The organism is Bradyrhizobium sp. AUGA SZCCT0431 (assembly GCF_018131065.1).
Classification (GTDB): Bacteria; Pseudomonadota; Alphaproteobacteria; order Rhizobiales; family Xanthobacteraceae; genus Bradyrhizobium.
Map to the genome: position 1 here is coordinate 1 of NZ_JAFCLR010000051.1, position 24,961 is coordinate 24,961.

Annotated in this window: 22 protein-coding genes and 1 pseudogene; 10 read left to right on the forward strand and 13 right to left on the reverse strand. The window is 63.0% G+C overall.

Annotation, left to right across the window (positions count from 1 at the left end; all coding sequences use genetic code 11):
- Positions 1-511: 511 nt before the first annotated feature.
- Complete coding sequence (locus JQ567_RS33225) at positions 512-1,876, reverse strand: hypothetical protein (protein ID WP_212442729.1); 1,365 nt, start codon at positions 1,874-1,876, stop codon at positions 512-514.
- Positions 1,877-2,153: 277 nt separating this feature from the next.
- A complete protein-coding gene (locus JQ567_RS33230; protein ID WP_212442730.1) occupies positions 2,154-3,425 on the reverse strand; it encodes an allantoate amidohydrolase in 1,272 nt (423 codons plus the stop codon).
- A 421-nt stretch (positions 3,426-3,846) separates the two neighbouring features.
- Here JQ567_RS33230 and JQ567_RS33235 point away from each other — a divergent pair, with 421 nt between their 5' ends.
- The 6 genes from JQ567_RS33235 to JQ567_RS33260 all read left to right on the forward strand — a co-directional run bounded on the left by JQ567_RS33235 (position 3,847) and on the right by JQ567_RS33260 (position 9,707).
- A complete protein-coding gene (locus tag JQ567_RS33235; RefSeq protein WP_212442731.1) occupies positions 3,847-4,956 on the forward strand; it encodes a BMP family ABC transporter substrate-binding protein in 1,110 nt (369 codons plus the stop codon).
- The gene (locus JQ567_RS33240) at positions 4,953-6,062 is read left to right on the forward strand and encodes an ABC transporter permease (RefSeq protein ID WP_212442732.1); all 1,110 of its coding nucleotides are present in this window, start codon (positions 4,953-4,955) and stop codon (positions 6,060-6,062) included. The genes JQ567_RS33235 and JQ567_RS33240 overlap by 4 nt, the downstream gene beginning before the upstream one ends.
- Positions 6,062-6,988, forward strand: coding sequence for an ABC transporter permease (locus tag JQ567_RS33245; RefSeq protein WP_212442733.1), 927 nt, complete (start codon positions 6,062-6,064; stop codon positions 6,986-6,988). The genes JQ567_RS33240 and JQ567_RS33245 overlap by 1 nt, the downstream gene beginning before the upstream one ends.
- Before the next feature lie 13 nt (positions 6,989-7,001).
- Positions 7,002-7,685, forward strand: coding sequence for a cysteine hydrolase family protein (locus JQ567_RS33250; RefSeq protein WP_212209118.1), 684 nt, complete (start codon positions 7,002-7,004; stop codon positions 7,683-7,685).
- The gene (locus tag JQ567_RS33255; protein ID WP_212442734.1) at positions 7,682-9,214 is read left to right on the forward strand and encodes an ABC transporter ATP-binding protein; all 1,533 of its coding nucleotides are present in this window, start codon (positions 7,682-7,684) and stop codon (positions 9,212-9,214) included. Before JQ567_RS33250 ends, JQ567_RS33255 begins: the two co-directional genes overlap by 4 nt.
- A gap of 220 nt (positions 9,215-9,434) precedes the next feature.
- A complete protein-coding gene (locus JQ567_RS33260) occupies positions 9,435-9,707 on the forward strand; it encodes a hypothetical protein (RefSeq protein ID WP_249165896.1) in 273 nt (90 codons plus the stop codon).
- A 14-nt stretch (positions 9,708-9,721) separates the two neighbouring features.
- On the opposite strand, the gene JQ567_RS33265 is transcribed toward JQ567_RS33260, so the two are convergent.
- The 5 genes from JQ567_RS33265 to JQ567_RS33285 all read right to left on the reverse strand — a co-directional run bounded on the left by JQ567_RS33265 (position 9,722) and on the right by JQ567_RS33285 (position 13,032).
- Positions 9,722-9,976, reverse strand: coding sequence for a DUF3551 domain-containing protein (locus tag JQ567_RS33265; protein WP_212442735.1), 255 nt, complete (start codon positions 9,974-9,976; stop codon positions 9,722-9,724).
- 194 nt (positions 9,977-10,170) lie between these two features.
- Positions 10,171-10,605, reverse strand: a complete 435-nt coding sequence (locus JQ567_RS33270) for a cupin domain-containing protein (RefSeq protein ID WP_212442736.1) — start codon at positions 10,603-10,605, stop codon at positions 10,171-10,173.
- 57 nt (positions 10,606-10,662) lie between these two features.
- Complete coding sequence (gene puuE, locus JQ567_RS33275) at positions 10,663-11,601, reverse strand: allantoinase PuuE (protein ID WP_212442737.1); 939 nt, start codon at positions 11,599-11,601, stop codon at positions 10,663-10,665.
- Positions 11,602-12,015, reverse strand: coding sequence for a DUF3830 family protein (locus tag JQ567_RS33280; RefSeq protein WP_192734938.1), 414 nt, complete (start codon positions 12,013-12,015; stop codon positions 11,602-11,604).
- A 153-nt stretch (positions 12,016-12,168) separates the two neighbouring features.
- Entirely contained in the window at positions 12,169-13,032 is an 864-nt protein-coding gene (locus JQ567_RS33285; RefSeq protein ID WP_212442738.1) for an aldose 1-epimerase family protein, read from the reverse strand.
- A 201-nt stretch (positions 13,033-13,233) separates the two neighbouring features.
- Between JQ567_RS33285 and JQ567_RS33290 the strand changes: the two genes are divergently transcribed.
- From JQ567_RS33290 to JQ567_RS33305, 4 genes are all read left to right on the forward strand, one after another.
- A complete protein-coding gene (locus tag JQ567_RS33290; RefSeq protein ID WP_212442739.1) occupies positions 13,234-14,307 on the forward strand; it encodes an LLM class flavin-dependent oxidoreductase in 1,074 nt (357 codons plus the stop codon).
- A 79-nt stretch (positions 14,308-14,386) separates the two neighbouring features.
- A complete protein-coding gene (locus JQ567_RS33295; protein WP_212442740.1) occupies positions 14,387-15,364 on the forward strand; it encodes an NADPH:quinone oxidoreductase family protein in 978 nt (325 codons plus the stop codon).
- Between the two features lie 51 nt (positions 15,365-15,415).
- On the forward strand, positions 15,416-15,961 hold the full coding sequence (locus JQ567_RS33300; RefSeq protein ID WP_212442741.1) for a DUF2889 domain-containing protein: 546 nt from the start codon (positions 15,416-15,418) through the stop codon (positions 15,959-15,961).
- Positions 15,962-16,209: 248 nt separating this feature from the next.
- Positions 16,210-18,444, forward strand: a complete 2,235-nt coding sequence (locus tag JQ567_RS33305) for a hypothetical protein (protein WP_212442742.1) — start codon at positions 16,210-16,212, stop codon at positions 18,442-18,444.
- Between the two features lie 9 nt (positions 18,445-18,453).
- Here JQ567_RS33305 and JQ567_RS33310 read toward each other — a convergent pair whose 3' ends face one another.
- The 6 genes and pseudogenes from JQ567_RS33310 to JQ567_RS33335 all read right to left on the reverse strand — a co-directional run bounded on the left by JQ567_RS33310 (position 18,454) and on the right by JQ567_RS33335 (position 24,961).
- Entirely contained in the window at positions 18,454-19,080 is a 627-nt protein-coding gene (locus tag JQ567_RS33310) for a pyridoxamine 5'-phosphate oxidase family protein (protein ID WP_212442743.1), read from the reverse strand.
- Positions 19,081-19,149: 69 nt separating this feature from the next.
- Positions 19,150-19,938: pseudogene (locus JQ567_RS33315) on the reverse strand (SulP family inorganic anion transporter); the annotation flags it as partial.
- Positions 19,939-20,132: 194 nt separating this feature from the next.
- Positions 20,133-21,035: a CHAD domain-containing protein gene (locus tag JQ567_RS33320; protein ID WP_212442744.1), complete on the reverse strand. Its 903-nt coding sequence runs from the start codon at positions 21,033-21,035 to the stop codon at positions 20,133-20,135.
- A 263-nt stretch (positions 21,036-21,298) separates the two neighbouring features.
- Positions 21,299-22,489 carry a mannonate dehydratase gene (uxuA, locus tag JQ567_RS33325; RefSeq protein WP_212442773.1) on the reverse strand — a complete coding sequence of 397 codons (1,191 nt, stop codon included), beginning with the start codon at positions 22,487-22,489 and terminating at the stop codon, positions 21,299-21,301.
- 28 nt (positions 22,490-22,517) lie between these two features.
- The gene (locus tag JQ567_RS33330) at positions 22,518-23,558 is read right to left on the reverse strand and encodes an L-idonate 5-dehydrogenase (protein WP_212442745.1); all 1,041 of its coding nucleotides are present in this window, start codon (positions 23,556-23,558) and stop codon (positions 22,518-22,520) included.
- On the reverse strand, positions 23,555-24,961 hold the full coding sequence (locus JQ567_RS33335; protein WP_212442746.1) for a TRAP transporter large permease: 1,407 nt from the start codon (positions 24,959-24,961) through the stop codon (positions 23,555-23,557). Before JQ567_RS33335 ends, JQ567_RS33330 begins: the two co-directional genes overlap by 4 nt.

Genomic DNA, 24,961 nt, shown 5'->3' on the forward strand with positions numbered 1-24,961 from the left:
ATGGCTTTACGGCTTATAACGCGATCTCCCCGGTGAACGGGCTTTCTTGCCACCGTCGCTCCCGATCAGCTTTTGGCTTCCCGGAAACTTGACACCAGCAACGGGGTGTCAGGACCACGCGCCTTCGCCGTACGCCTCTGTCGCGTTACGTCTTCGCGACATCGGCGTCCACCGCAACCCGCCCAACGTCCGTGACGACGGCCGACGCCCTCTGAGTGGGACGGGATGGCGAGAAATATGCCCTGATTTTCTCTTCTGGAAAAGCGAAATATTTTTTATTTCGGGGCTTGACACAAATTCCGTAAATCAGAATTGATTTGCCCGTCGGGCTGTTTTGTCGCACTCAGCGTCATTGCGAGCCACCGGGTCGCGCGAATGCGCGCCCGATGACAGGCTCCGCGAAGCAATCCATAGCGCCACATGCAGAGACATGGATTGCTTCGCTTCGCTCGCAATGACGGAAGAGTATCGACAAAAATGCTGAGTTACGCATCGCTACCCCCACGGTCTACTAATTCCCCAGCAGCGACGTCCCGAATGCCCGCCGCCAGACCGTCAGAAAGCGTGGAAACCAGGAATGCGCGACGGCGCTCTGATAGGCCCAAGTGCGATATTTGAGGCCTTCTTCGGAAATCAGTTCCTGATATCCGCCGTGGGTTTCGGTCACGGTGCGGATATCGCGCAATATATCGCACGCATAGGCCCGATAGGTCTCGGTGCCGGAACATTCATCGTGGTCCAGCATGCGATCGGCGAATTCGACGTTGAATGTCGGCCAGGACGAACGGCCCTGATAGGCCGGCGCCGCGATCCTGTGGATGAGCTTGTTCAGCGGATTATCGGCGGATACGAGAAAGTGCGATGTATCCGGGACTCGAAACCGCGGCTCGGCAAGGATGAAATCGGTCGTGGCCGCGAACAGCGCGCGCTCGCCCGCGTCGTTCAAATCCCAAAAGCCCTGATGCACATTCACGAAATCGAGCGCGATGGAATAAACCGGCGCCTGCTGCCGGGAGTCGAGGGAATGACTGATATAGCCGTGCCTGCCGAACAGCAGCAGCAGCTCCTTCTTGTACTGTGAAAGCGCGCGTCCGAGCAGTTGCTCCAGCTCAGTTCGCTCGATGATCCCAAGCCTGATGCCACGCAGGAACGTCGCATAGACGCAAGCATTGGTGACGAACCGCCGGCGTTCGGCACGGGTATCGGTCGCCGCAGAACGGGGCGCGCTGACGTCGCACAGAAGCGCCGAAAGCCCGCTGTCATCGAACCGTTGCAACGCTTTGGCGAGCTCAACCATCGCCCGCTTCAGGTCCTCGCGGTATTCCGACAGCAACAGCCGGCCGGCATGCGCGCCTTGCGACATCGCCAGATACGACGTCGGCCTTTGCTCGGCGGTTAGCAGCTGCTCCAGGCCTGCGAGGATGCCGAGCAGCGTGTCCGATGGCTGCGAAAAATAATTGATGCCGATGTAGCGGTTGCGCCCCGCGGGCACGATCGTCGTGGTGACGACGCCGGCGCGAACGGCTTCCAGCATCAGCCGGACGCTTTTTTCGAGCAGGCGAACCCTGCGCACGGCATCCTGGGAATCCATGATGGTCTCGGGGTCGAGGACGTCAGGATAGAACCAGGCAAAGTCGCGCGGATAATAGGCGGAGGCGTGCGGCGCCCCGGTAACCAGAAAGGCTTCCTTCTCGGCAAACGCAGCATTCATCGAATGCCGGTACAGTTCCTCGATGCCTGCCGACAAATGATATTTTCGAAGGAAGCGATCGCCGAGAAAATTGACGGCCTGAATGCTGTTGGCGACAAGGCTGGCCAACAAGCCTTGATGAAAGCGGTATCCGCGATGCGATGAAAATGTGATCTGGCTGTTCATGGGCGGGAGATGAGAGCAATGTCCGGCGTGTCTGTTATCACGCGTTGGTACTCCGAACATCACGATTCGTCTCTCCGCAACAGCGCGGGGTGAGATGTCATCGAACTGTCATGTAGCGCCGCGTCGTCCCGGCGAAGGCCGGGACCCATAACCACCCGCGACAATTGTTCTTGCACGCAGGTCGTTATCTTCCTTTTTCAACAACAAGGGCCGCGGCGTATGGGTCCCCCGATGCGCAATTGCGCATCTGAGCTCAAGGCCGGGACGACGAAGCTAGTTAGGCTTCCTGCGGCCTGAAATTCTCCACCAGCCTCAGCAGCACCCTCGCCCCTGCATCGGCATCAGCAAGTTCGACATGCTCGGCCGGATTGTGGCTGATGCCGCCGCGGCAGCGCACGAACAGCATGGCAACATCGGCGATATCGATCATCGCCATGCCGTCATGCCCGGCGCCGCTCGGCAGGTCGAACACGCCATAACCTTCGGCGGCGACGGCGTCGGCAACCTGCGCCTTCAGCCAGGGTGCGCAGGGCACGGTGCGGTTTTCGTGGGTGACGTCGAGCTGCAGCGCGAGATTGCGGCGTTTCGTGATCGCTTCAATGCGGCGCACGATGTCGGCGACCGCCATCTTGCGGTGCGGATCTGATGGCGCGCGGATGTCGAGCGTGAAGGAGACGAGGCCGGGGATCACGTTGGTGGCGCCGGGCATCGCGTCGATATAGCCGACGGTGCCGACGAGGCCGGCTTCGTCGGTCTTGCAGAATTCCTCCACCATGCAAATGCATTCGGCGGCGCCCGCCAGCGCATCGCGGCGGAACGCCATCGGCACGGTGCCGGCATGACCGGCCATGCCGGTCAGCTTTGCCGCCAGCCGTGTGGCGCCCGCGATCGCGGTGACGACGCCGACGGCAAGGGCTTGCTGCTCCAGCACCGGGCCCTGCTCGATGTGCAGCTCGACATAGGCGTGGAGTTCGCGGCGGGTTCGCGCAGCGGCGCCGATGTGATCGGGGTCGAGGCCGAAGGTGACCATCGCATCGCGCATCGAAATTCCGGCATGGTCGCGCGCATTGAGCGCGCTCTCGACAAAGGTGCCGGCGACCGCCCGGCTGCCGAGCAGCGTGGAAGCAAACCGCACGCCCTCCTCGTCCGCAAAGCCGACGACTTCGACCGCGAACGGCAGCCGCAGCCCGCGCTTGTTCAGATCGGCGACGCAGGAGATCGCCGTGATCAGGCCGAGCGGGCCATCCCATTTGCCGGCGTCGCGCACGGTGTCGTAATGCGAGCCCAGCATCAGGCACGGCAGGCCGGGCCGGTCGCCTTCGTAGCGGCCGCAGACATTGCCGATGGCGTCGAGATGCGCGGCCATGCCGGCCTCGCGCATCCAGGACAGGATGAGATCGGCGGCGGCGCGATGCTCGGGCGAAAGGAAGATTCGCGTCAGATGCTCCGGCGTCTCGGAGATCGCCGCGAGCTGGTTGATCCGGCCGACGATTTCATCGCCCAGCATTGCCTGGCTCGATCCGCTATTGGCCACTTCAGTCTTGCTCATGCTCTTCCTGTACAGCGCCGCACCGTTTCCAGCGCCGGCCGATCGATACGTTCAATGCCAGGCGGCTTCGACGCAAGCTGCCGCGGACCTCTGACTGGTAGCAGCCCCAATTCGCCTGACCAGCCAGCACGGCAAGAAATCCGCCGCCAATTCGACCTGCTGACGGCCCTGCGGGATCTAACAATTGCTTAACGACCTTGCATACAATCATGGAATGCCGCTCAAAAATTAGCCATTTCGGCGCTGCACAAATTTTACATGCCGGGCAACGCCCCCGGATAATTCAATCTGTTCATTAGCTTATGCAGCAATGCCCGCCTCACGCGCTCTGGCATGAAGATTGCGACATCGCTCCCCGAGCCCGCCGCATCGGCGCGGCCCACGAAATAGGGGGCGGTCCAACCGCCAGAGGGAGCAGCACATGGAATTTGGCAGGATTTCACGACGGCATCTGTTGCAGGGCGGTGCGGCGCTGACACTCGGCACCGCCTTCGGCGCGGGCGCCGCGCGCGCAGCCGGCGCCACCATCGGCTTCGTCTATGTCGGGTCGCGCGACGACTACGGTTACAACCAGGCCCACGCGCAGGGCGCCGCGGCGGTGAAGAAGCTGCCCGGCTTCAAGGTGATCGAGGAAGAAAAGGTGCCCGAGACCGACGCGGTCGAAAAGACCATCGAGTCCATGATCAACCTCGACGGCGCGACGCTGCTGTTCCCGACCTCGTTCGGCTACTACAACCCGCACGTCATCAAGATGGCGAAGAAATTTCCAAAACTGCGCTTTGAGCATTGCGGCGGCCTCTGGAGCGAGAAAGACCCGACCAACGCCGGCAGCTATTTCGGCTATATCGACGAGGCGCAGTATATTTCTGGCATCGTTGCCGGCTACTCGACCAAGAGCGGCAAGCTCGGGTTCGTCGCGGCGAAACCGATTCCGCAGGTGCTGCGCAACATCAACGCCTTCACGCTCGGCGCGAAGCTTGCCAACCCGAAGGCGACCACGCAGGTGATCTTCACCGGCGACTGGTCGATGCCGGTCAAGGAAGCCGAAGCCACCAACAGCCTGATCGACCAGGGTGTCGATGTCCTCACCTGTCACGTCGACGGTCCCAAAACCATGGTGGAGAACGCCGCGCGTCGCGGCGCAATGGTGTGCGGCTATCACGTCAACCAGTCGCCGCTGGCGCCGAAGGCGTATCTCACTGGCGCGGAGTGGAACTGGGAGGCGCTCTATCCGAAATTCGTCAAGATGATCGCGGCAGGCGAATCCATTCCGAACTTCTATCGCGGCGGCCTGAAGGAAGAGATCGTCAAATGCTCGCCCTATGGCGAGGCGGTCTCGGCCGAGGCGCGCAAGCACGCCGACGACATCAAGGCCAAGCTCGTCGCCGGCACCTACACCATCTTCAAGGGCCCGATCATGGACAACAAGGGCAACGCAGTCATTACCGCGGGCACCGATCGCGGTCAGACGGATCCTGAACTCGAGAAGATGAACTATCTGGTGGAAGGCGTGCTCGGAGCCACTTCGTGACAACAGGTTCGGCGGATCCGGTGGAGGCGGTCGGCGTTGCGCCGGCCGCTGATCCCGGCTTCCTCCAACGCTACGGCGCGACCATCGAATATATCCTGATCCCGGGCGCGGCGCTGGTCGGCGCGCTCGCCACCTTCGGGCTGTTCGTGGCGCTGTTCGGCAAGAATCCGCTCGATCTCTATTTCTACATGTACCAGGGCGCGTTCGGCACCTGGTTCTCCTGGCAGAACACGCTGACGCGCGCGGCGCCATTGATCCTGACCGCGCTGTGCACGGCGCTGCCGGCGCAACTGGGCATGGTCATTATCGGCGGCGAAGGCGCGCTGCTCATTGGCGCGCTGTCGGCGACCTCGGTCGCATTGGCGATGCCGTGGGCGTCGCCGCTGGTGGTGCAGACCGCGATGGTGTGCGCCGGCGTGATCGGCGGCGGTCTCTGGATCACGCTGGCCGGCGCGCTCCGGCAATATCGCGGCGTCAACGAGACGATCTCGAGCCTGCTGCTGGTCTATATCGGACTTGCGGTGCTCAACCATCTGGTCGAGGGCGCGATGCGCGACCCCGCCAGCCTCAACAAGCCGTCGACCCGCGAAATCGGCGCGGCCAACATGATCGGCAGCATTCCCGGCACCGACGTGCATTGGGGGCTGGCGTTCGGCCTGGTCGCGGCCCTTGCGTCCTATATCCTGATCTATCACACCGTGTTCGGTTTCTCGGCGCGCGTCGCCGGCGGCAACATCCGTGCGGCAAAGATCGTCGGCCTCGGCGTCAACAAACTGATCCTGACCATCTGCTTTCTCGCCGGCGGCGCCGCCGGCATCGCCGGCATGGTCGAAGTCGCCGCCGTGCAGGGCCGCACCAACGCCAATCTCGCCGCCGGCTATGGTTTTACCGGCATCCTCGTCGCCTTCCTGGCGCGGCACAATCCGCTGGCCATCATTCCCGTGGCGATCCTGCTCGGCGGCATCAGCGCCAGCGGCGGGCTGCTGCAGCGCCGGCTCGGATTGCCTGACGCCTCGGTGCTGGTGCTGCAAGGGATCATCTTCGTGTTCGTGCTGGCGAGCGACGCGCTGTACGGCCGGATCGGCTTCCTGAAAGGAAAATCCTGATGGCGGATGCATCGCTCGGACTCTGGACAGTTCCCTTGGCCGTATTCGGCGGCGCCATCCGCGTCTCGACGCCGTTTCTGTTCGTGAGTCTTGGCGAATGCATCACCGAACGTTCCGGCCGCATCAACCTCGGCCTCGAAGGCACGCTGGTGATGGGCGCGATGAGCGCCTATGGCATTTCCTATCTCAGTGGCTCGCCCTGGCTCGGCGTGCTCGCCGCCGGGATCACGGGCGCGATGCTGGGCGCACTACATGCCGGCATCTGCTCGCTGCCGCGCGTCAACGACATCGCGGTCGGCATCGCGCTGATGCTGTTCGGGACCGGGCTCGCATTCTATCTCGGCAAGCCACTGATCGAACCGACCGCGGCGCGGTTGCCGGCGATCGATTTCGGCTGGTGGAGCGACGTGCCGCAGGTCCGCGCGGCCTTGCGGATCAACGTGCTGTTCCTGATCGGCATTGCGCTGGCGCCGATATTATACTGGGCCTTCAAGACCACGCGCTGGGGCCTGCTCGTCCGCACCGCCGGCGAGAGTTCGGATGCCGCGCGCGCCATGGGCTATTCGGTGCTGGCGATCCGGCTGCGCGCCACCATGGTCGGCGGCTTTCTGTCGGGCATCGGCGGCTCGTTTTTGTCGCTGTTCTACCCCGGCAGCTGGAACGAGGGCCTGTCCTCGGGACAGGGCATCACCGCAGTGGCGCTGGTGATCTTCGCGCGCTGGGACCCGATGCTGTGCCTGTGGGCGTCGCTGGCGTTCGGCGGCGCCGCGGCGCTGGGACCTGCGCTGCAATCGGTCGGCGTCACCTCAGGCTATCACCTGTTCAACGCCGCGCCCTACATCCTGACGCTGGCGATCATGATCATCACCTGTTCGCCGAAGCGCACGCTGACCGGCGCGCCGGCCGAACTGTCCATCACCCGATAAGCGAGAACGTGCCATGCCCGAGCGCTATATTTCATCCGAACCCTATGCCTGGCCCTACAACGGCGACCTGCGCCCGCAAAACACCGCGCTCGTCATCATCGACATGCAGACCGATTTTTGCGGCGTCGGCGGCTATGTCGACAAGATGGGCTATGACCTGTCGCTGACCCGCGCGCCGATCGAGCCGATCAAGAAGCTGCTCGCCGTGATGCGCGCGCAGGGCTTTCACATCATCCACACCCGCGAGGGCCATCGCCCTGACCTCACCGACCTGCCTGCCAACAAGCAGTGGCGCTCGCGGCAGATCGGCGCAGGGATCGGCGATCCCGGCCCGTGCGGCCGCGTGCTGGTGCGCGGCGAGGCCGGCTGGGAGATCATTCCCGACCTGGCGCCGCTGCCCGGGGAACCCATCATCGACAAGCCCGGCAAGGGATCGTTCTGCGCCACTGATCTCGAACTGATGCTGCGGCTGCGCGGCATCGAGAACCTGGTGCTGACAGGCATCACCACCGACGTCTGCGTCCACACCACGATGCGCGAAGCCAACGACCGCGGCTTCGAATGCGTGCTGATCGAGGATTGCTGCGCCGCCACCGACAAGAGCAACCACGACCACGCGCTGAAGATGATCAAGATGCAGGGCGGCGTGTTCGGCGCGGTCGCAACCTCCGGCGCATTCATCAAGGCCGTGTCATGATCATCGGCGAGACGCCGCTTCCCGAAGGCCCGCTCGGCGTCGACGCGGTCGCGGTGACCATGAAGTTCGGCGACTTCCTCGCGCTCGACAATGTCGCACTGAAGGTGCAGCCGGGTTCGTTCCACGCGCTGCTCGGCGAGAACGGCGCAGGAAAAAGCACGCTCGTCAAATGCATCATGGGTTACTATCACGCGACCGAGGGCGACATTCTGGTCGGCGGCCGCGAACAGGCGATCGCCAACCCCAAGGATGCGCACGCGCTCGGGCTCGGCATGGTCTACCAGCACTTTACACTCGTGCCGGCGATGACGGTCGCCGAAAACCTGGTGCTGGCGCGCGATGACGTTCCTTCTGTCGTCAACTGGGCCAAGGAAAAACAGGAGCTGGAAGCGTTTCTGGCGCGGATGCCGTTCAAGGTGCCGCTCAACGCCAGGGTTTCCGACATTTCCGCGGGCGAACGGCAGAAATGCGAAATCCTCAAACAGCTTTATCTGAAGCGGCGCTTCCTCATCCTCGACGAGCCGACCTCGGTGCTGACGCCGGGCGAGGCCGACGAGGTGCTGGGCATGCTGCGCGACATGGTCGTGAACGGCGGCCTGACCATCCTGATGATCACGCATAAATTCCGCGAGGTGATGGCGTTCGCCGACGAGGTGACGATCCTGCGCCGCGGCAAGCTCGCCGGCAACGGCAAGGTCGCCGATCTCACGCCGGACAGCATGGCGCGGATGATGATCGGCGCCGAGGAACTGACGGTTCAGCCGCCGCGCGTCGGACAATTGGGCGAGGCGCGGCTGGAACTGAGCAAGCTTTGTGCGATCGACGATGCCGGTGCGGTCGCGGTCCACGACGTCTCGCTCACCGTCCGCGGCGGCGAGATCGTCGGCATCGCCGGCGTCTCCGGCAACGGCCAGCGGCAACTCGTGGAAGTGCTGGCCGGCCAGCGCGAGGCCGAGAGCGGCGAGATCCGCATTCGCGGCGATCTCTATTCAGCGAGCCGCGAGGAGATGCGGCGGCACAAGATGTCGCTGCTCCCGGAGGAGCCCTTGAAGAACGCCTGCGTCGGCGGCATGAGCGTCGCCGACAATATCGCGTTCCGTGAATTCGACCGGGCGCCGTTCGCCAGCAAAGGCTGGTGGCTCAATCGCTCCGCGTTCCGAAAAGACGCCGAGCGCAAGATCGGGCTGTACAAGATCAAGACCCGCTCGCCGGACACGCCGATCTCGGCGTTGTCGGGCGGCAACGTGCAGCGCGCGGTGCTGGCCCGCGAACTCGGCGGCGAGGTCGAGGTGCTGATCGCCGCCAATCCCTGCTTCGGGCTCGATTTTGCCGCGGTCGCCCAGATCCATGCCGAGATCATGGCGGCGCGTAACCGCGGCGCCGCGGTGCTCCTGGTCAGCGAGGACCTCGACGAACTCTTGGAATTGTCGGATCGTCTGGTGGTGATGTTCCACGGCCAGTTCGTCCATGAAGCCCGCGCCAGCGAGGCCGATCTCACCGAGATCGGACGGCATATGGCAGGGCATTAGGAGGCAACAGCGGGCGTTCACGCCTCGGCGTGAACGCCGCGAGGCTGCGTCGAAACTGCCACCGCCCCCACCGCGCATTCGCGGAATAGTGATCTGCCTGCACCACGCTTTCCTGGCGGTAATGCCTAGATGGCCCCTTGGAACAATCCGGAGAGAGCGCCCGAAGGCAGCACTCGCCGCCGCAAACGATTGCGCAAAAAAGCGATAATGGAGAATTACCATGACTGGACCCAGGACGCTGGTCGCGAGCGCGCTGATGTCGATCGTTCTGGCGACATCTGCGCTGGCGCAGGAGCCGGCGGCTTATGCGGCACAGAATCCGGATCGGGATGTGCTGAATGGCGGCGTGCTCACGCCTGCAGGCAGACTGGCGCGGGAGCAGCCCGGCGACGCTGCCGCCGCGCTCTATGCGATAAACAGGGCCAACGCAGGACTGGGAGGCGCCGCGCCTTCAGCGAGCGTCCAAAGCCATCGTCGCCGCCCGTCGCAGTGAACGACGGAATGAAATCAGTACGCCCGGCGAGACGACCCACGGGGCATTTGCGCGTTCGCATAATATGGATTGGCCAGGCACTGGGCGGAGAGGCCCGACGCCGACGCGGCGCACTGCGCCATCGAGGTAAAGCGGCAATCGATGTCGCTTCCTCCCCAGCGGTAGTTCTGGATGCAGACCGGATAATTGCCGCCATACGTCTGGGCCGGAGCCGGCGCAGACGTCAAAACGGTGACGGCCGTCAATATCATCAAAGCCGAAATGCGCATCGGGACCTCCATCGGGATTGACGTCGCGGCGTCAACCCACCGAACCAGACAAGCCATACTGCCGGCAGTCAATTCACATTCACGCGCGAGTCCGCAAAGGCGCCTTGCGTTGAATTCAGACCATGCCCACCATTCAGGGCTATTGAGATAGTTGGTCGGCACGGCGCAAGCGCGCCTTTAGCTATCTTTCGCAACTATGTCGCTGATGGCGTTGGCGCCGGAATAAGCCCATAGCGGAGCATCGTCGCCTTCATTTTTGCCGGATCGGGCGCGCCACCAACCAACAGCGCGGACATCTCTTTGAAGTAAGACGGCCCCAGCACGCCGGGGGTAAGCGTGCAGAGACAACTTGCCGGCCCGGCGGTGTTATTTGTAAAACCGTGGACGACGCCGCGCTTGATGAAGACGCTTTCGCCGGGCGCTACATCGATGTCTTCGCCATCGATGCGCCAGGTTGTCGTTCCGGTCAGGCCATAGATGATTTCATCCCAATTCTCGTGATAATGCGGCACAGGCATGCGGGCATTCGGCTGCAGCGTCATTTCGAACATATCGAGACTGCCTCCGGTCTCATCTTTGGTGTGCAGGAACCTGAGCTGCAGCGTGCCCATATTGATCAATTCCGGCATGTCATTTCCTTTTTCGATCGAGGTATCACGGCGCAAGCGCCTTCGGCATTCCCTGGCCTAGCCGATATCGGCGGCGCTTTCGGCGAGATGGCTGAGATTGGCGTGAAAATGCTGCGCGATCTGCAACCGCGTCGGCACCCAGACGCCGTCATGCTTCATGACGTAATCGAGGAAGCGCATCAGCGACGCTGCGCGGCCGGGGCGGCCCACGACGCGGCAATGCAGGCCGACCGACATCATCTTCGGCGAGGTCGCGCCCTCGGCATAGAGCACATCGAAACTGTCCTTCAGGTAGGTGAAGAACTCATCGCCGCCGCCAAAGCCTTGCGGGTTCACAAAGCGCATATCGTTGGCGTCGAGCGTATAGGGGATCACCAGATGCGGCTGCAATCCGCTCGCCTTGATCCAGTATGGCAGATCGTCGGCATAGGAATCGCTGAGGTAGAGCAGGCCACCGGCTTCCATCAAAAGCCGCAGCGTATTGATCGAGGAACGCCCGGTGTACCAGCCGAGCGGACGCTCGCCGGTCGCCTCGGTATGAACACGGATCGCTTCCGCGATTTCCGCCCGCTCTTCCGCCTCCGACATGTCCTTGTGTTCGATCCATTTCAGGCTGTGGCTGGCGATATCCCAGCCGGCCTCCTTCATGGCGGCGACCACTTCGGGATTGCGCTTCAGCGCGGTCGCAACGCCGAACACGGTGGCCGGCATCCTGCGCTCGGTGAACATACGCCACAGCCGCCAGAAGCCGGCGCGCGAGCCGTATTCGAACATCGATTCGATATTGGCGTGGCGTTTGCCGGTCCAGGGCTGCGCGCCCAGCACATCCGACAGGAACGCCTCGGAGGCGCGATCGCCGTGCAGGATGTTGTTTTCGCCGCCCTCTTCGAAATTCACCACGAACTGCACGGCGACCCGCGCATTGCCCGGCCAGCGCGGATCGGGCGGATTGCGGCCGTAGCCGCGGAGGTCGCGGGGGTAGCCGGGCTCCGTCACCTAGATTTCCTCGAAGCGGATCTTCTGTGCACCCTTCCACAGCACGGTCTTGCCGAATGCGGTGAGGTTCTCCAGCCCCGAGGTCAGGGTGATGAAGTGGTTGCCGGCGAGCTGGCCCATCTTGCTGGCGAAATGCACGCCGCCATAGGCGAGCAGGATTTCGGTCTCGCTGATGCCGCCGGGATAGAGAATGATCTGGCCCGGCGCGGGATAGCTGGTGTGGTTCTCGTAGGAAACGCCGAAATCGAGATCGCCGAGCGGCATCCAGACCCCCTCGCCGCTCCAGCGGACATGGATCGCCTGGCTCTCGAACGGCATCGCCTTGCGAAAGGCGGCAACCGTCTTGGGCGCCAGTTGCTCTTCAAAACGGGCCTCAAAGGTGAAGTCGCCGGCGCGGACAATCAGTTGGCTCATCGATCTCTTCTCTTGGGTGCGGATAGGGTTCAGCCATATCCATTGCAGCCGGGAAAAGCGGAAGCAAGGACCATTCAAGCCAGAAAATGCCGTTTGTTGGGCGCCCTGCCGGTAAAATCGGCCGAAAATGCCCGTCGATAGACGTTCGCAACCTCAACCCGCGCGTATCCGATAGCACAGGCTCCGCTTCTGGCCCGGCGCAATCTGCATCAATCCGGGCTTGCCAGTGAATTCGCCGTCGAACTCCGACGGGCTGGCAAATCCATGCCAGGGCTCGATGCAGAGAAACGCCGCGCCTGATGGTTTCGACCAGATGCCGAGCTCGGAAAATCCTTCCCAGGACATCTCGATCGAGGGCCCACGATCGGCCGCATAGCGAACCGAACCGCTCGCGAGCTGATCGATAATGACCGCGTCGTCTTCGAACAGCCGCTCCGAGAGGGGGAGGCTGTTGCCGCGAACCGGCGACGGCTCCGCCTTGGCACGCATCAGGCCGCCTGCCAGCCTGCGGATCGGCGCCGGCTCTTCGTCCGAGAAGGTGAGCGCGTAGACATCCTTTTCCAACCCAGGCAGCAATGGCCAGTTGAACGCCGGATGGGCGCCGATCGAAGCCGGCAAAGTCTCGTCGCCGGTATTGGTGATGTCGAACGCCACTTTCAGGCCGGCATTTTCAACGCTGTAGGTAACCTCGAGCCGGAACGCGAAGGGATAGCGGGCGCGCGTCGCCTCGCTATCGACAAGCACCAGCTTGCACGACGAGGCCCCCTGTTCCACCCACTCGAACCTGACATCCCGCGCAAAACCATGCTGGGTCATCGGATAGGTTTTGCCACGGTGGCGCAGTTGATCATTCTTGAGGCGGCCGACGATCGGGAACAGCAACGGCGAGTGGCGCGGCCATGCCGGCCCCGCCTGCCAAAGCAGCTCGATCCCTTCATTTCGAAGCGAGCACAGTTCAGCGCCATCGGCCTTGATGGTCGCCTCAATCGCGCCGCTGCGAAGCGTATGCTTGTCCATGCTTATACTTCACCACGCGAGGTGCCTCTGCCCCTCTCATAAGTCATGGCATTGCCCCCAGCAACGGCGATGCCCTGGCGGCGTCATTTCCTGATGGCATGGTTGCAAGGCTGACACAGCTTCCGGCCTGTGAAGCGCTTGATTTCCCCTGTTGTTGCGCGTTTCATTCAGGCAACGAACAAATACCCCGGGGAAACAGCCATGCCAGCGAAAATCATCGGTATGATCGGCACCCAGCAGGAGGGCGTCGCGGTTCACCTGATCAAGGGCCAGATATCGCGCGAATGGGTGATCGATTTCACCCGCCTGCATGAGCAGTGGAACTATGATTCCGTGCTGGTCGGATATTACGCCTCGGCCGCCGAAGGTTTTGCGATCGCGCTGTATGCCGCTGATCATACCGAGCGAATAAAATTCCTGATCGCGCATCGCCCGGGCTCGGTGGCACCGGCGCTGGCGGCACGGCAGATCGCGACCTTCGACCAGCTGACGCAGGGACGGATGTCGCTGCACGTCATCGCCGGCACCAGCGACCAGGACCAGGCCAGCGAAGGCGACTTCCTGCCCAAGAACGATCGCTACCGCCGCGCCGGCGAATATCTTGATGTCATGCGCCGGATCTGGACCAGCGACAGCCCGTTCAACCATCAGGGTGAATTCTATCGCATCGAGGGCGCGTACAGCGACATCAAACCGTTTCAGCAGCCCTATCCCCGTCTGTTCTTCGGCGGCTCCTCGGAAGGCGCGCTGGAAATGGGCGCTGCGCATTGCGATGTGTTCGCGATCTTCGGCGAGCCGCTCGCCGAGACCCGCGCCCGCGTCGACGACTTCCGCCGTCGCGCCGCCGCGTTCGGACGGCGCGCCGATTTCAACATGTCGCTGCGCCCGATCATGGCGGAAACCGAGGGCGCCGCCTGGGACAACGCGCAAGCGCTGCTGGCGGATGTCGAACGCAGAACGGGCGAAGCGCCGAAGCCGAGCAACCATTCCAGCGAACGCCTGCTGGGCTATGCCGCGCGTGCCGACGTGCATGATGAGCGCTTATGGATGGGGATCGCGCGCGCCACCGGCGCGCCGGGCAATACGTCCTGCCTGGTGGGAACGCCCGAACAGATCGCGGCCGCGGTGCTCAGGTATTACCGGCTCGGCATCCATTCGTTCCTGCTGCGCGGATTTGAGAATCCGCATGACACGATGGCGATCGGCCGCGACCTCATTCCATTGATCAAGGCCGGTGCAGAAGCAATCGACCGGCAGGCCGAGGCGGCCGAGTAGCGTTGGCCCTCAGAATCTGCAAACACATCAAGATGCCGGGTCACAGCACGACGCCAGGGAAGACTTTGGGACCAATTGCATGAAAGCCGTGGTGGTCGAGAATTACGATTCGATTGACGGCATCTCCATCAAGGAGATGCCGATGCCCGATATCCCGCCCGGCGGTGTCCGCGTCAGGATCGGCGCCGCCGCCATCGGCTTCGTCGACGGCTTGAAGGTGCAAGGGCTGTATCAGACCAAGGACCCGCTGCCGTTCGTGCCGGGCACGGAATTCGCTGGTGTGGTCGACGCTGCCGCAGGCGACGTCGCCGCGTTCAAGCCGGGCATGCCCGTGGTCGGCATGGTCAGATCCGGCGCGCTCGCCGAATACATCTGCGTGCCGTCAGCGGCGCTGAAGCATTTGCCGCCAAAGATTGCCTTCGAGGCCGGAGCGTCTTTTCAGGCAAATTACCTGACCGGACTTTACGCGCTGGATGCGCGCGCCGAACTGCGCAAGGGCGAAACGCTGCTGGTGCTGGGCGCCGCGGGCGGCGTCGGCATCGCGGCGGCGCAACTCGGCAAGCTGATGGGCGCGAAGGTCATCGCGGCCGCATCGACGCAAGAGAAGCGCGAATTTGCCGCAGGTTACGGCGCCGATGAAACCATCGACTACACCAAGGCGGACTGGCGCGACACCCTTAAAGGCCTGACCGGCGGCAACGGTCCGGACGTTATTTTCGACCCTGTCGGCGGCGAGGTGGCGCTGCAGGCGTTCCGCTCGATCGCCTGGCGCGGACGACACCTGGTGGTCGGATTTGCCTCCGGCACCATTCCGGCGCTGGCCTTCAATCTTCCGCTGCTCAAGGGCGGCGCCCTGCTCGGCGTCGATCTGGCGCAAATCCAGAAGCGCGAGCCGGAAACGCATACCCGCCTGATCGCACAATTGTTCGACTGGCTCGCCTCGGGCCAGTTGAGCCCCGTGGTCGGCAAGGTCGTGCCGTTCGAGAATTTCCGCGAGGCGTTCAAGACCATGCAGTCGCGATCTGCGCTCGGTAAAATGATCGTCAAATTTTCTTAAGGACCGAAGATGCCCGAAGAGAAAACAGGTAGCAAAACCGGGCGTCGCCTGATGCATACGCGAACGGTCGAATGCAACGGCTACATCAGGGACGACGGGCTCTGGGAAGTCGAGGCGCGGCTGGTGGATACGAAGCCGTTCACGCAAGCCGCCGACCGCTATCGCGAGGAGCTGAAGCCCGGCGACCCCGTGCACGACATCCGCCTGCGGCTGGCGATCGACGACACCATGAGGATCCACGAGGCTGAAGCGACCATGGCCGAGACGCCCTATCCCACCTGCATCGACGTCGAGCCGATCCTGCAGCGGCTGGTCGGCGAGAGCATCGGCAAGGGCTGGCGCGAGGTGGTCCGCCGCAAGATCGGCCGGCTTGAGGGCTGCACCCATCTGTCGGAGCTATTGGGCCCGGCCGTGACCACGCTGTTTCAGACCATGTCGCACGGCAGCGCCCCGGAAGGGCGCGGGTCGCTGGAAACCCAGCAGAACTCTGGCAAGCGGCCGTTCTTCATCGGCGGCTGCTATTCCTGGCGCACCGACGGGCCCATCGTCGCCGACAAGTTTCCACAATTTGCGACCAAACCGGCCCCGCGGGATTAGGCGTGGCACCCGCGTCCAAGCCCATCCGCGCATGCGACGATCCGGCGCGGACCTGATCACGAAGTTGCAATCGCCGGCTGTGCTGTCTTGTGAAGCCACGCGCTTGACATCGCCCTAACCTATGGTTGTCTCTCCTCCGATATAAGTCTCTTTCATTTTGTGAAGTCGCGAACGGCAATCTGACCGGACATCGCGCTTGAAGCAAAGCGCCTGTCCGGCCGTTTCTCGCTCCTGGCGCGGGGGATCTCATGTCGAAGCGTTTTGGAGTTGGATTGCTGGCCGCCTGCGTGACGGCAGTTGTGCTCCCGGTGCTGATAGTACTCGTCGACATGATTTTCCTTCACCAGACGATGGTCAACTCCATCTACAAGAACGTCGATGACGTTTCCGACAGCGAGATGCCACCCACCGTTGCTTCCTTCCAATCCGGCCCTGACGTCGTCAGCACCATCGGCGGCAGCGGCGAAGGGTTGAACTGCAGCCTCCCTGCCCTGACGAACATTTTCTTCGACCATCGTGCAGACGATAAAGGCAGACGTCATCTCGTGTTGCAGCGGTTCCGGCAGGCGTGCGTGTTTCACGATCTGTGCTATCGCCATGGCCTGGCCACCTACGGCTATAACCAGAACGACTGCGATCGCATCATGCAGAATGCGGCTTTCCGGCTCTGCCTCTATATCCGGAACGGCGACGATGCGGATCAGGCGGCACGTTGCGAGACCGATTCAAAAATGGTTCTGGCGGGCGTGAGCCTCGGCGGCGCCGACGCCTATCGCGCCTGGGACCGGTCGACCTACTTCGAATTCGATTCGGATCCCTGGCGTTCCAGCGGATTCCTGGTCAGCCGGGTAGTCGATCATCCCTTTAAATCCATCGATCGGGAGAAATACAAGGATGAGCCGGATCAGGTCATTCTGACATTCGAGAATAAGCGATCAAACCTTACGGTAACCTGCGTCACCTGCAAGGACGTACCGGTCTTTCAAACCACCGAACGCCGGAGCGACGTCAGCGCGGAACTCCGATCGGTCGGGATCGAGCGGCTTCCCGACGCCTTGCTAAAGCGCGAAGATCAAATTCTATCCAACACCAATCCGGTTTGGCTGCCGCCGCGACGTCATCACGCCGCACCGCATCTGCTGGTCGATGGTGCGGGCAAAAATCATCTGATCTGGGTGACGCGGAACAATCCGGGAGACACCATCTCCTGCCTGGTCCTGGCGGACGCCGCGAAGTTGTTGACCCACACATTGCCAAAGCGTGACCTCTGCTCCGAGGAGGCGGGCTCCCAACTTACCATGGTTGAGGTCGATATGTATGCGAGCTCACCACTTCCAATGGAGATACCAACTGCGAATGGCATTTTCGCAGCCGCAATCAGCGCAAAGCGGGAAGATGATCGCAGCCTGAGCTTCTGCCTGCGGTCCGCGTCCAGGAAGGTCGAGCGAGAAACCATAAAGAACGACGACCAGGCTGATTGCATTCTCCTCTCCGGACCGGAAGTTTCCGGCGGCACCGGCCTCGGCGCCTTTCAGAACTTTGCAGTCGTCCGTCCAGGTCAGCAAATCCTGTTCGCGCGTGATATTGCACCATCACCGGCATTGCTGCCGGTCAAACTTCTCCAGAATGCTCTGGGCGTCAAATACTCGTCTAAAGGAACCATGCTGGTGATCGATGTCACCGCGCACTCCCAGGAGAAAAGAGCTTCGGGATCAAGAATCAAGAAGACGGTGAAGTTTGACATCGACGACCGTTTTGATCCGATGATGCCGATCACGCGCAAAAGAGACGATCTCCGCTTCCTCAGTCTGGAGTCTTCGAAGGAAGGAGTCGGTGTCCGCATGATTGATTTTGAAAAAGAGAATCCTGCCGTCGGCGATGTGAAGCTCACGATGAATGGAAGTGACGTAAACCTGCACCCGTCCTGGGCCTCGCGACCTGTCCTTGTGCTCGAAACGCGCGAGGGGCTTCCAAAAACCAAGCTTGTTTTCTCGCGTGCAGAAATTGCGGGCGGATCTGCCGGTCCCAATGCCGAATCATTGAGCCTGGAAACGCTGGTATTCGAGCGCGCTGCGGACGGCCCCTCGGACGCGCCATTCGTGAAGACCGGCGGGGCGGCCTGCACGGTGAAGTACAAGTTCCAGTCGCTTCCTGATTACCCCTGCTATCGCCCGTTCGATCCGAAACGCCCGATGCGGGCATCGGCGGCCGCCAGGATGCAGGCATCCCAACTGCTGGTCGGAAAATTCGCAGGTCAGGACGGACACGGCATTGCATTCCCCGATTTCTGCCTGCAGGGGGAACCCATCATCCTGAAGACAAAGGACGGCAGCTTCGCGCCAATGACGAAAACAGTCGGCGAGGAAATCGACAAGACACGCACGGTCACGTGCGATCCGCTCGACTCACACAAGCATGTCAGCGGGCCCATCAAACCTGGCCCTGACGTGACGGTGTCGGCCGCCGACCGGCCGCGTCCTTAGGGCAAACGTTCAGCTTTCACGCGGACCCGTCTTGACGACCTCCGCATGCGGATCGCCGGCGGGCAGGATGTCGCGGATGTAATCGCGGCCCTTCCATTCCGGCGGCGGCGGAGGCCCCTCGCCTTCGCGGGGAACGTAAGGCGACGGACTGGCGCCGGCGAGGTCCGGCACATAGCGCGGGCAGTTCGGATAGATTTCGCATTCGATCCGCACCACGAGCTGGGCGCCGTAATGCCGGCCGATCGCCGCCGCGTCGTCGAGAATCACCGCACGGCCGTTGATGCGCATGCGCCGGCTCTTGCCGTCGAAGCGCACAAACAACAACCCGACATTCGGATTTCGCGACAGATTGCCGAGCGTCCGGTACATCGAATTGCCGTCATACTCCGGATACTCGATGACGTTGGGGCCAACGATTTTCACGAAGCCGGGATCGCCCGACTTGATGTTGCAGTCGACATAATCCGCAAAGGAAGTGCCGATGAAGAAGAACGGCGAACTCTCGATCAGCGCCTTCTCATCATCCCAGAATTCGTAATGCTTGCGGTGCCGTTCGATCGCCTCGGCCACACGCCGCCCGTCGAACCGGTCCTGCAGTTCGCTCATTCCCTCGTGATAGAACGCCCGCTGCCACATCGATGTCGCTCCCTCTGTTGCCTGGGAAGTGTAGCGCCGATCGCCGATGGCGGCCAGCCGCGCTGGTGTTCAGGAGTTGCCGCGCGATCGCATGGCGCGATCATAGACTGTGAACGCCGCCGCCAGCATACAGCCGGCGATGATGCCGACCGTAAGGTCCTCGATCAGCGTGAGGCCGAAAGTGGCGAGCAGAACGCCGGCGCCGCGCCAATCATGCAGCAAATGAAGGAAATCTTCCTTCTCCGCCATGTTCCAGCACACCACGACAAGCACGCCCGCCAGCGCCGACAGCGGGATGAAGCTTGCCAGCGGCGCTACGACCACCATGAACACAAGCACGAACAGCGCATGCATCATGCCGGAGACCGGGCTGACCGCGCCGGCGCGAATATTGGTGGCCGTGCGCGCGATCGTTCCGGTCACGCTGATGCCGCCGAACAGTGCGGAGGCGACGTTGGCGACACCCTGCGCCACGACTTCCATATTGTAGCGGTGCTTGCGCCCCGTCATGCCATCGGCGACCTTGGCCGAGAGCAGGCTCTCGACCGCGCCGAGCAGCGTGAAGGAGAGCGCGGCCGGCAACACTTCGAGCACAGACGCATACGAGATCGATGGCAACCGGGGTCCCGGCAAGCCGTCTGGCAGTTGGCCAAAGCGGCTGCCGATAGTCTCGACCGGCAGGCCGAACAGCCATGCCGCCACCGAGGCCAGCGTCACCGCGATCAGCATGCCCGGCCAGTTCGGCGCCAGCCGTCGCAGCAGGATGATCAAGACGACCGAACCGATGCCGACCGCAAGTACAGCCGCGCTGATGGTTGGCAGCGCCTGACCGAGTGCCGCAAGCTTGGGCAGCAACGGAAATGACCGAAATTGTATCCCTCGGCCAGCACGGTAGCGAGTTTCGGACGATAGGTATGGGCCGTAGCGGAGCCGTCAGGCATTGCGGGTAAACCGATTTGGACTTGGGCATCATAGCCGAGGACCGGATACGGGGCCATGCGTGGAAAATACGTTTCCTCCGCGATTTTCGCTTGATCCGGGTCAAGCGCCGGTCAGCATGCCCCTGCTTCCTTGAGACCGCGATAGGCTGATATCGCGGCGCTCCGCAACTTTTGCCGTTGCCGGCGATAGCCCGGTGGCCGGTGTTGGCCGGGATTATCGCCTTGAGCCGACAGTCCGGGCCTTGCGAAGCGCTTGAGATCGCGAAGATCGCCAAGCGTGCGTTGCAGCTGTTTCGCCGGCTTGTGGACGTGGCGGAATTCGCCGTCGCCGAACACCGGGACGATGCCCGTCAGCGCCTCCAGCATGTAGCGAAATCGCTTCGCCCTGATCCGCAGCCGGTGACGATCTGATGCGCCGAGGGTTTTGAGCCGCCGGCCTTTGCGGATCAGCCGCCGGCGCCAGCGATTGAGCTCGCGCTTGCAATAGGCCTTCAGCGGCCTTGCGGACTTGCGGCGCAGCATCCGCTCCCAACGCGGCAGCCATGACCCGCCCCCGATCCAGCCGGACATCGCCTCGATCAGGTCATGAAATCGCGGGGAACGCAGGCAGCGAACCATCCGGCGATGATCGCGCGTCTGATGCGCATCGAGATCCTCGCCGATCATGCGTTGCGCCCAGTCCCGGTACCGTTTGCGGCGTGCATATTCCACGACCACGTCGCTGTCGCGCGCGGCGCCGAGCGAGCCGTTCAGCCATGCAAGCTCCTTCTTCAGGCGCCGCCATTCCGCATCGACCACGATCGAAGCGAAGAAGAACACGGCGGACCGCAGCCGGGTAATGGCGACACGAATCTGATGCACGGCTTCGGCATCGCCGGCGCAGGCGCTGCTGTGATGCAGCCTGACCTTGCCGACGCAGTCCAGCGCGATTTTCTGGAACGCCGTCGCGCAATCGAACTGCGCCGCCGAAGCCGCCTTCCGCAGGCCCATTTTGGTTTTGCCAGCGCCCTTCATCTGCCACGCCCGATGGCGGGCCGAGCATATGGGCTGCCGCACCACAAAGGTTTCATCCCCGTCACGCGCTCCGGTCCATTTCGCCTAACATGGCCTGACCCGTCGCACGGCGCCAGCCCGTAGGGCTGGCCAAAAGCAGGCCGCGGCTTGCGGAGAATGATCGCCGCAACCGTCAAGCCGGGATAGAGGGTTTGTGTCGGGCCAATCAGCAGTTGAGATCGACCAAGCGGGAACTGTTTGATCGCGCGATGGTTCTGGGGCGATCAGCCCGCGTGCTCGATGGCGCGGATGGCGCCGCGCAGTTCGGCCAGCCCACGCAGCCGGCCGATCGCGGTGTAGCCGGGATTGGTGCGCTTGGTCTCGGCGAGATCGTCGAGCATGCGATGGCCGTGGTCCGGCCGGAATATGATTTTTTCACCTGCCGAACGTTTCCGGTTTTCGGTCAGCAACGCCTTGAGAACCGCGATCATGTCGACGTCGCCATCGAGATGGTCGGATTCGAAGAACGACAGGCCGTCGGCCTCGCGCTTGGTCGCCCGCAAATGTGCAAACCCGATCCGCGGCGCAAATTGTCTTGCGATCGCCGGCAGATCGTTCTGCGCACGTACGCCGAGCGAGCCGGTGCAGAAGCAGATGCCGTTCGCCTTGGACGGAACCGCGTCGAACAGCGCCTGGTAGTCTTCTGCCGATGAAGCGATGCGCGGCAGGCCGAACAGGGGCCGCGGCGGATCGTCCGGGTGCAGCGTCAGCGTCACGCCAAGCTGCTCAGCAACGGGCGTGACGCGCGCGAGAAACTCGATCAGATGCTGGCGCAGCACGGCGGTGGTGATGCCGCTATATTGCTGCAAGCGGTCGCGGAACTGCGGAATGGTCAGGGGATCGGTGGTCGATCCCGGCAAGGCGCTGGCGATGTTGGTGACGAGGACATCGATATCGGCCTGCGTCATCCCGGCGTGAAGCTGCTTGGCACGGGCGCGCGCGCTTTCCGAATATTCGGCCGCCGCTTCCGGGCGCTGCAGGATGTGCAGATCGAACGCCGCGAACCGTTCCTGGTCGAAGCGCATCGCCTTGGCGCCGTTCGGCAGCTCCCATTCCAGATCGGTGCGGCACCAGTCCACGACAGGCATGAAATTGTAGCAGACGATCTTGATCCCGGCGGAGGCCACCGCCTCCAGGCTCGCGATCCACGCCTCGATCGAACGCGTTGCCTTACCGCCGAGCCGCTTGACGTCGTCGGGGATCGGAATCGATTCCACCACCGACCAGGTCAGCTGCGATCGGTCGGGCTGGCTTTTCTCGATGATGTGCTTGCGTTCCTCGACGCCGGCGCGCGTCCAGGCTTCGCCGATCGGCACCTGATGCAGCGCTGTCACCACGTCGGTGGCGCCGGCCTGGCGGATATCGTCGAGCGACACCGGATCGTCCGGCCCGTACCACCGCCATCCCTGCAGCATCATGGGAAATCTCCTGAATATCTTCCGGTCACTGCGCCGTCAGCACGACCTTGACGCTCTGCGAGCGGTCGAGCGCGAGGCGAACCGCATCGGGTGCGACCGACAGCGGACGTTCGGCGGTCACCAGCGACAGCACATCGACGCTGCCGTCGGAAATCAATTCGACCGCGGTCATGAATTCCGGCCCGAAGCGGAACGAGCCGCGCAGATCGATCTCCTTGGCCATGACAGCGTTCGCAGGCATTGGAATTTGCCCGCCTGGCAGATTGCCGATCTGGACAACGACACCGCCGCGCCTGACCGCGCCGATCGCGCTCGCGAGACCCGCCGCCGTGCCGGAAACTTCAAACGCCACGTCGTAAGGCGCGACAGCCTTCAGGGCTTCATCGCCCTTGGAGATGTCGATGACGTGGTTGGCGCCGAGCCGCGTTGCGAACGCCAATGGCGCGGCGGCGATATCGACGACGGTGACTTCGGCAATGCCGGCGCGGCGCGCGGCCAGCATTGTCAGCAGACCAATGGGGCCCGAGCCGAACAGCACCGCGCGTTTTCCGCTGACATCGCCGGCGCGGGCGACCGCGTGCAGGCAGACTGCGAGCGGCTCGGCCAGTGCCGCCGCCTGGTACGTCACATGGTCCGGAATCTTGACGCATTGCGCGGGAATGGCGTCGAACAGGCTGGAAAACCCGCCCTGCATATGCGGCGTCTTGGAAGCCGAGCCCATGAAGAAGATGTTTTCGCACAGGTTCAGCCGGCCCTCGCGGCACGGCGTGCAGTGGCCGCACCAGCGCGAGGGATTGACGGCGACGCGATCGCCGGTCTTCAGGCCGGGCGCGCTGCCCGAGATCTCGACGACTTCGCCCGCGATCTCATGGCCGAGCACCAGAGGCGAGGTGACGACGAAATCGCCGGTGCGGGCATGGCGGTAATAATGCATGTCGGAGCCGCAGATGCCGCCGGCGCCGAAACGAATCCGCACCATGCCTGACGCCAACGGATCGAGCGGCCGCTCGACCATGCGCAGGTCCTCGGGGCCAAACAGTGTTGCAGCCAAAGCCATCAATGTCATTTTGCAAGTCCCATATATTTCGGCAGCCAGAGCGTCAGCTCCGGGATGTAGGTGATGGCGATGAGCGCCAGCAGCAGCGGCACCAGCCAGGGGAGGATCGCCATCGTCGTGCGCTCGACCGAGAGCTTGGCGACGCGGGCGAGCACGAACAGCACCATGCCAAGCGGCGGGTGCAGCAGGCCGATCATCAGGTTGAGCGTCATGATCAGCCCGAAGTGAATCGGATCGATGCCCAGCTTCAGGACGATCGGCAGCAGGATCGGCACCAGGATGGTGATCGCGGCGATGGTGTCGATGAAGCAGCCGACGAACAGGATCAGGATGTTCGCCAGCAGCAGGAACACCCATTTGTTCTGGGTGATCCCCAGTATCGCGTCGGTCAGGATCTGCGCGGCCTGCGACACCGTCAGCAGCCAGGCGAAGATCGAGGCCGCGGTCACGATGAACAGCACCGATGCCGTGGTCTCGATGGTATCGAATGTCGCCTTCGCCACGGTCTGCAACGTCATCGAGCGATAGCGCACCAGCCCCAGGAACAGCGACCAGATCACGGCGGCGACCGCAGCCTCCGTCGGTGTGAACCAGCCGAGCGTCATGCCGCCGATCAGGATAACCGGCGCCATCAGCGCCATCACGGCGGAGAAATCAAAGTACCAGTCGAGCGCCAGCAGCGCCACGAGCCCGATGCCAACAGCCATGTTGACCGAGAGCCCGGCGAGCACCAGCAGCCAGACCGCGAGCGGAAAGCACAGCACGACCACGATCTCGAGCCCGGCCGAGCCGATCTGCCGCCAGGAGAACGGCGTATCGCTGCCCCAGCCGTTCTTGTGGGCGAAATAGGCGACCGTCGCCATCATCATCAAGGTCATGACGACGCCCGGAATGAGGCCGCCAAGGAACAGCGCGCCGATCGAGACGTTCGCCATCATGCCGTAGATCACGAACGGCAACGACGGCGGGATGATCGGGCCAAGTGTCGCGGACGCGGCGGTCACGCCGACCGAAAACTCCGTCGAATAGCCATGGTCCTTCATCGCCTTGATTTCGATGGTGCCGAGGCCAGCGGCATCGGCGATCGCGGTGCCGGACATGCCGGAAAAGATCACCGAGCCGACGATGTTGACGTGGCCGAGGCCGCCGCGCATCCAGCCCACCAGCGCGACCGCAAAGCTGTAGATGCGGCCGGTGACGCCGGCGATGTTCATCAGATTGCCGGCGAGGATGAAGAAGGGAACCGCGAGCAGCGGAAAACTCTCGACGCCCGCGATCATGCGCTGCGCCAGCGTCACGTCGGGCGTGATGCCGGTGACAAGAATATACAGCAATGACGACACCGCCATCGCCAGCGCGACGGGAAGGCCGACCAGCATCAACAGCAGAAATGCCCCAAGCAGCAGCAGCAT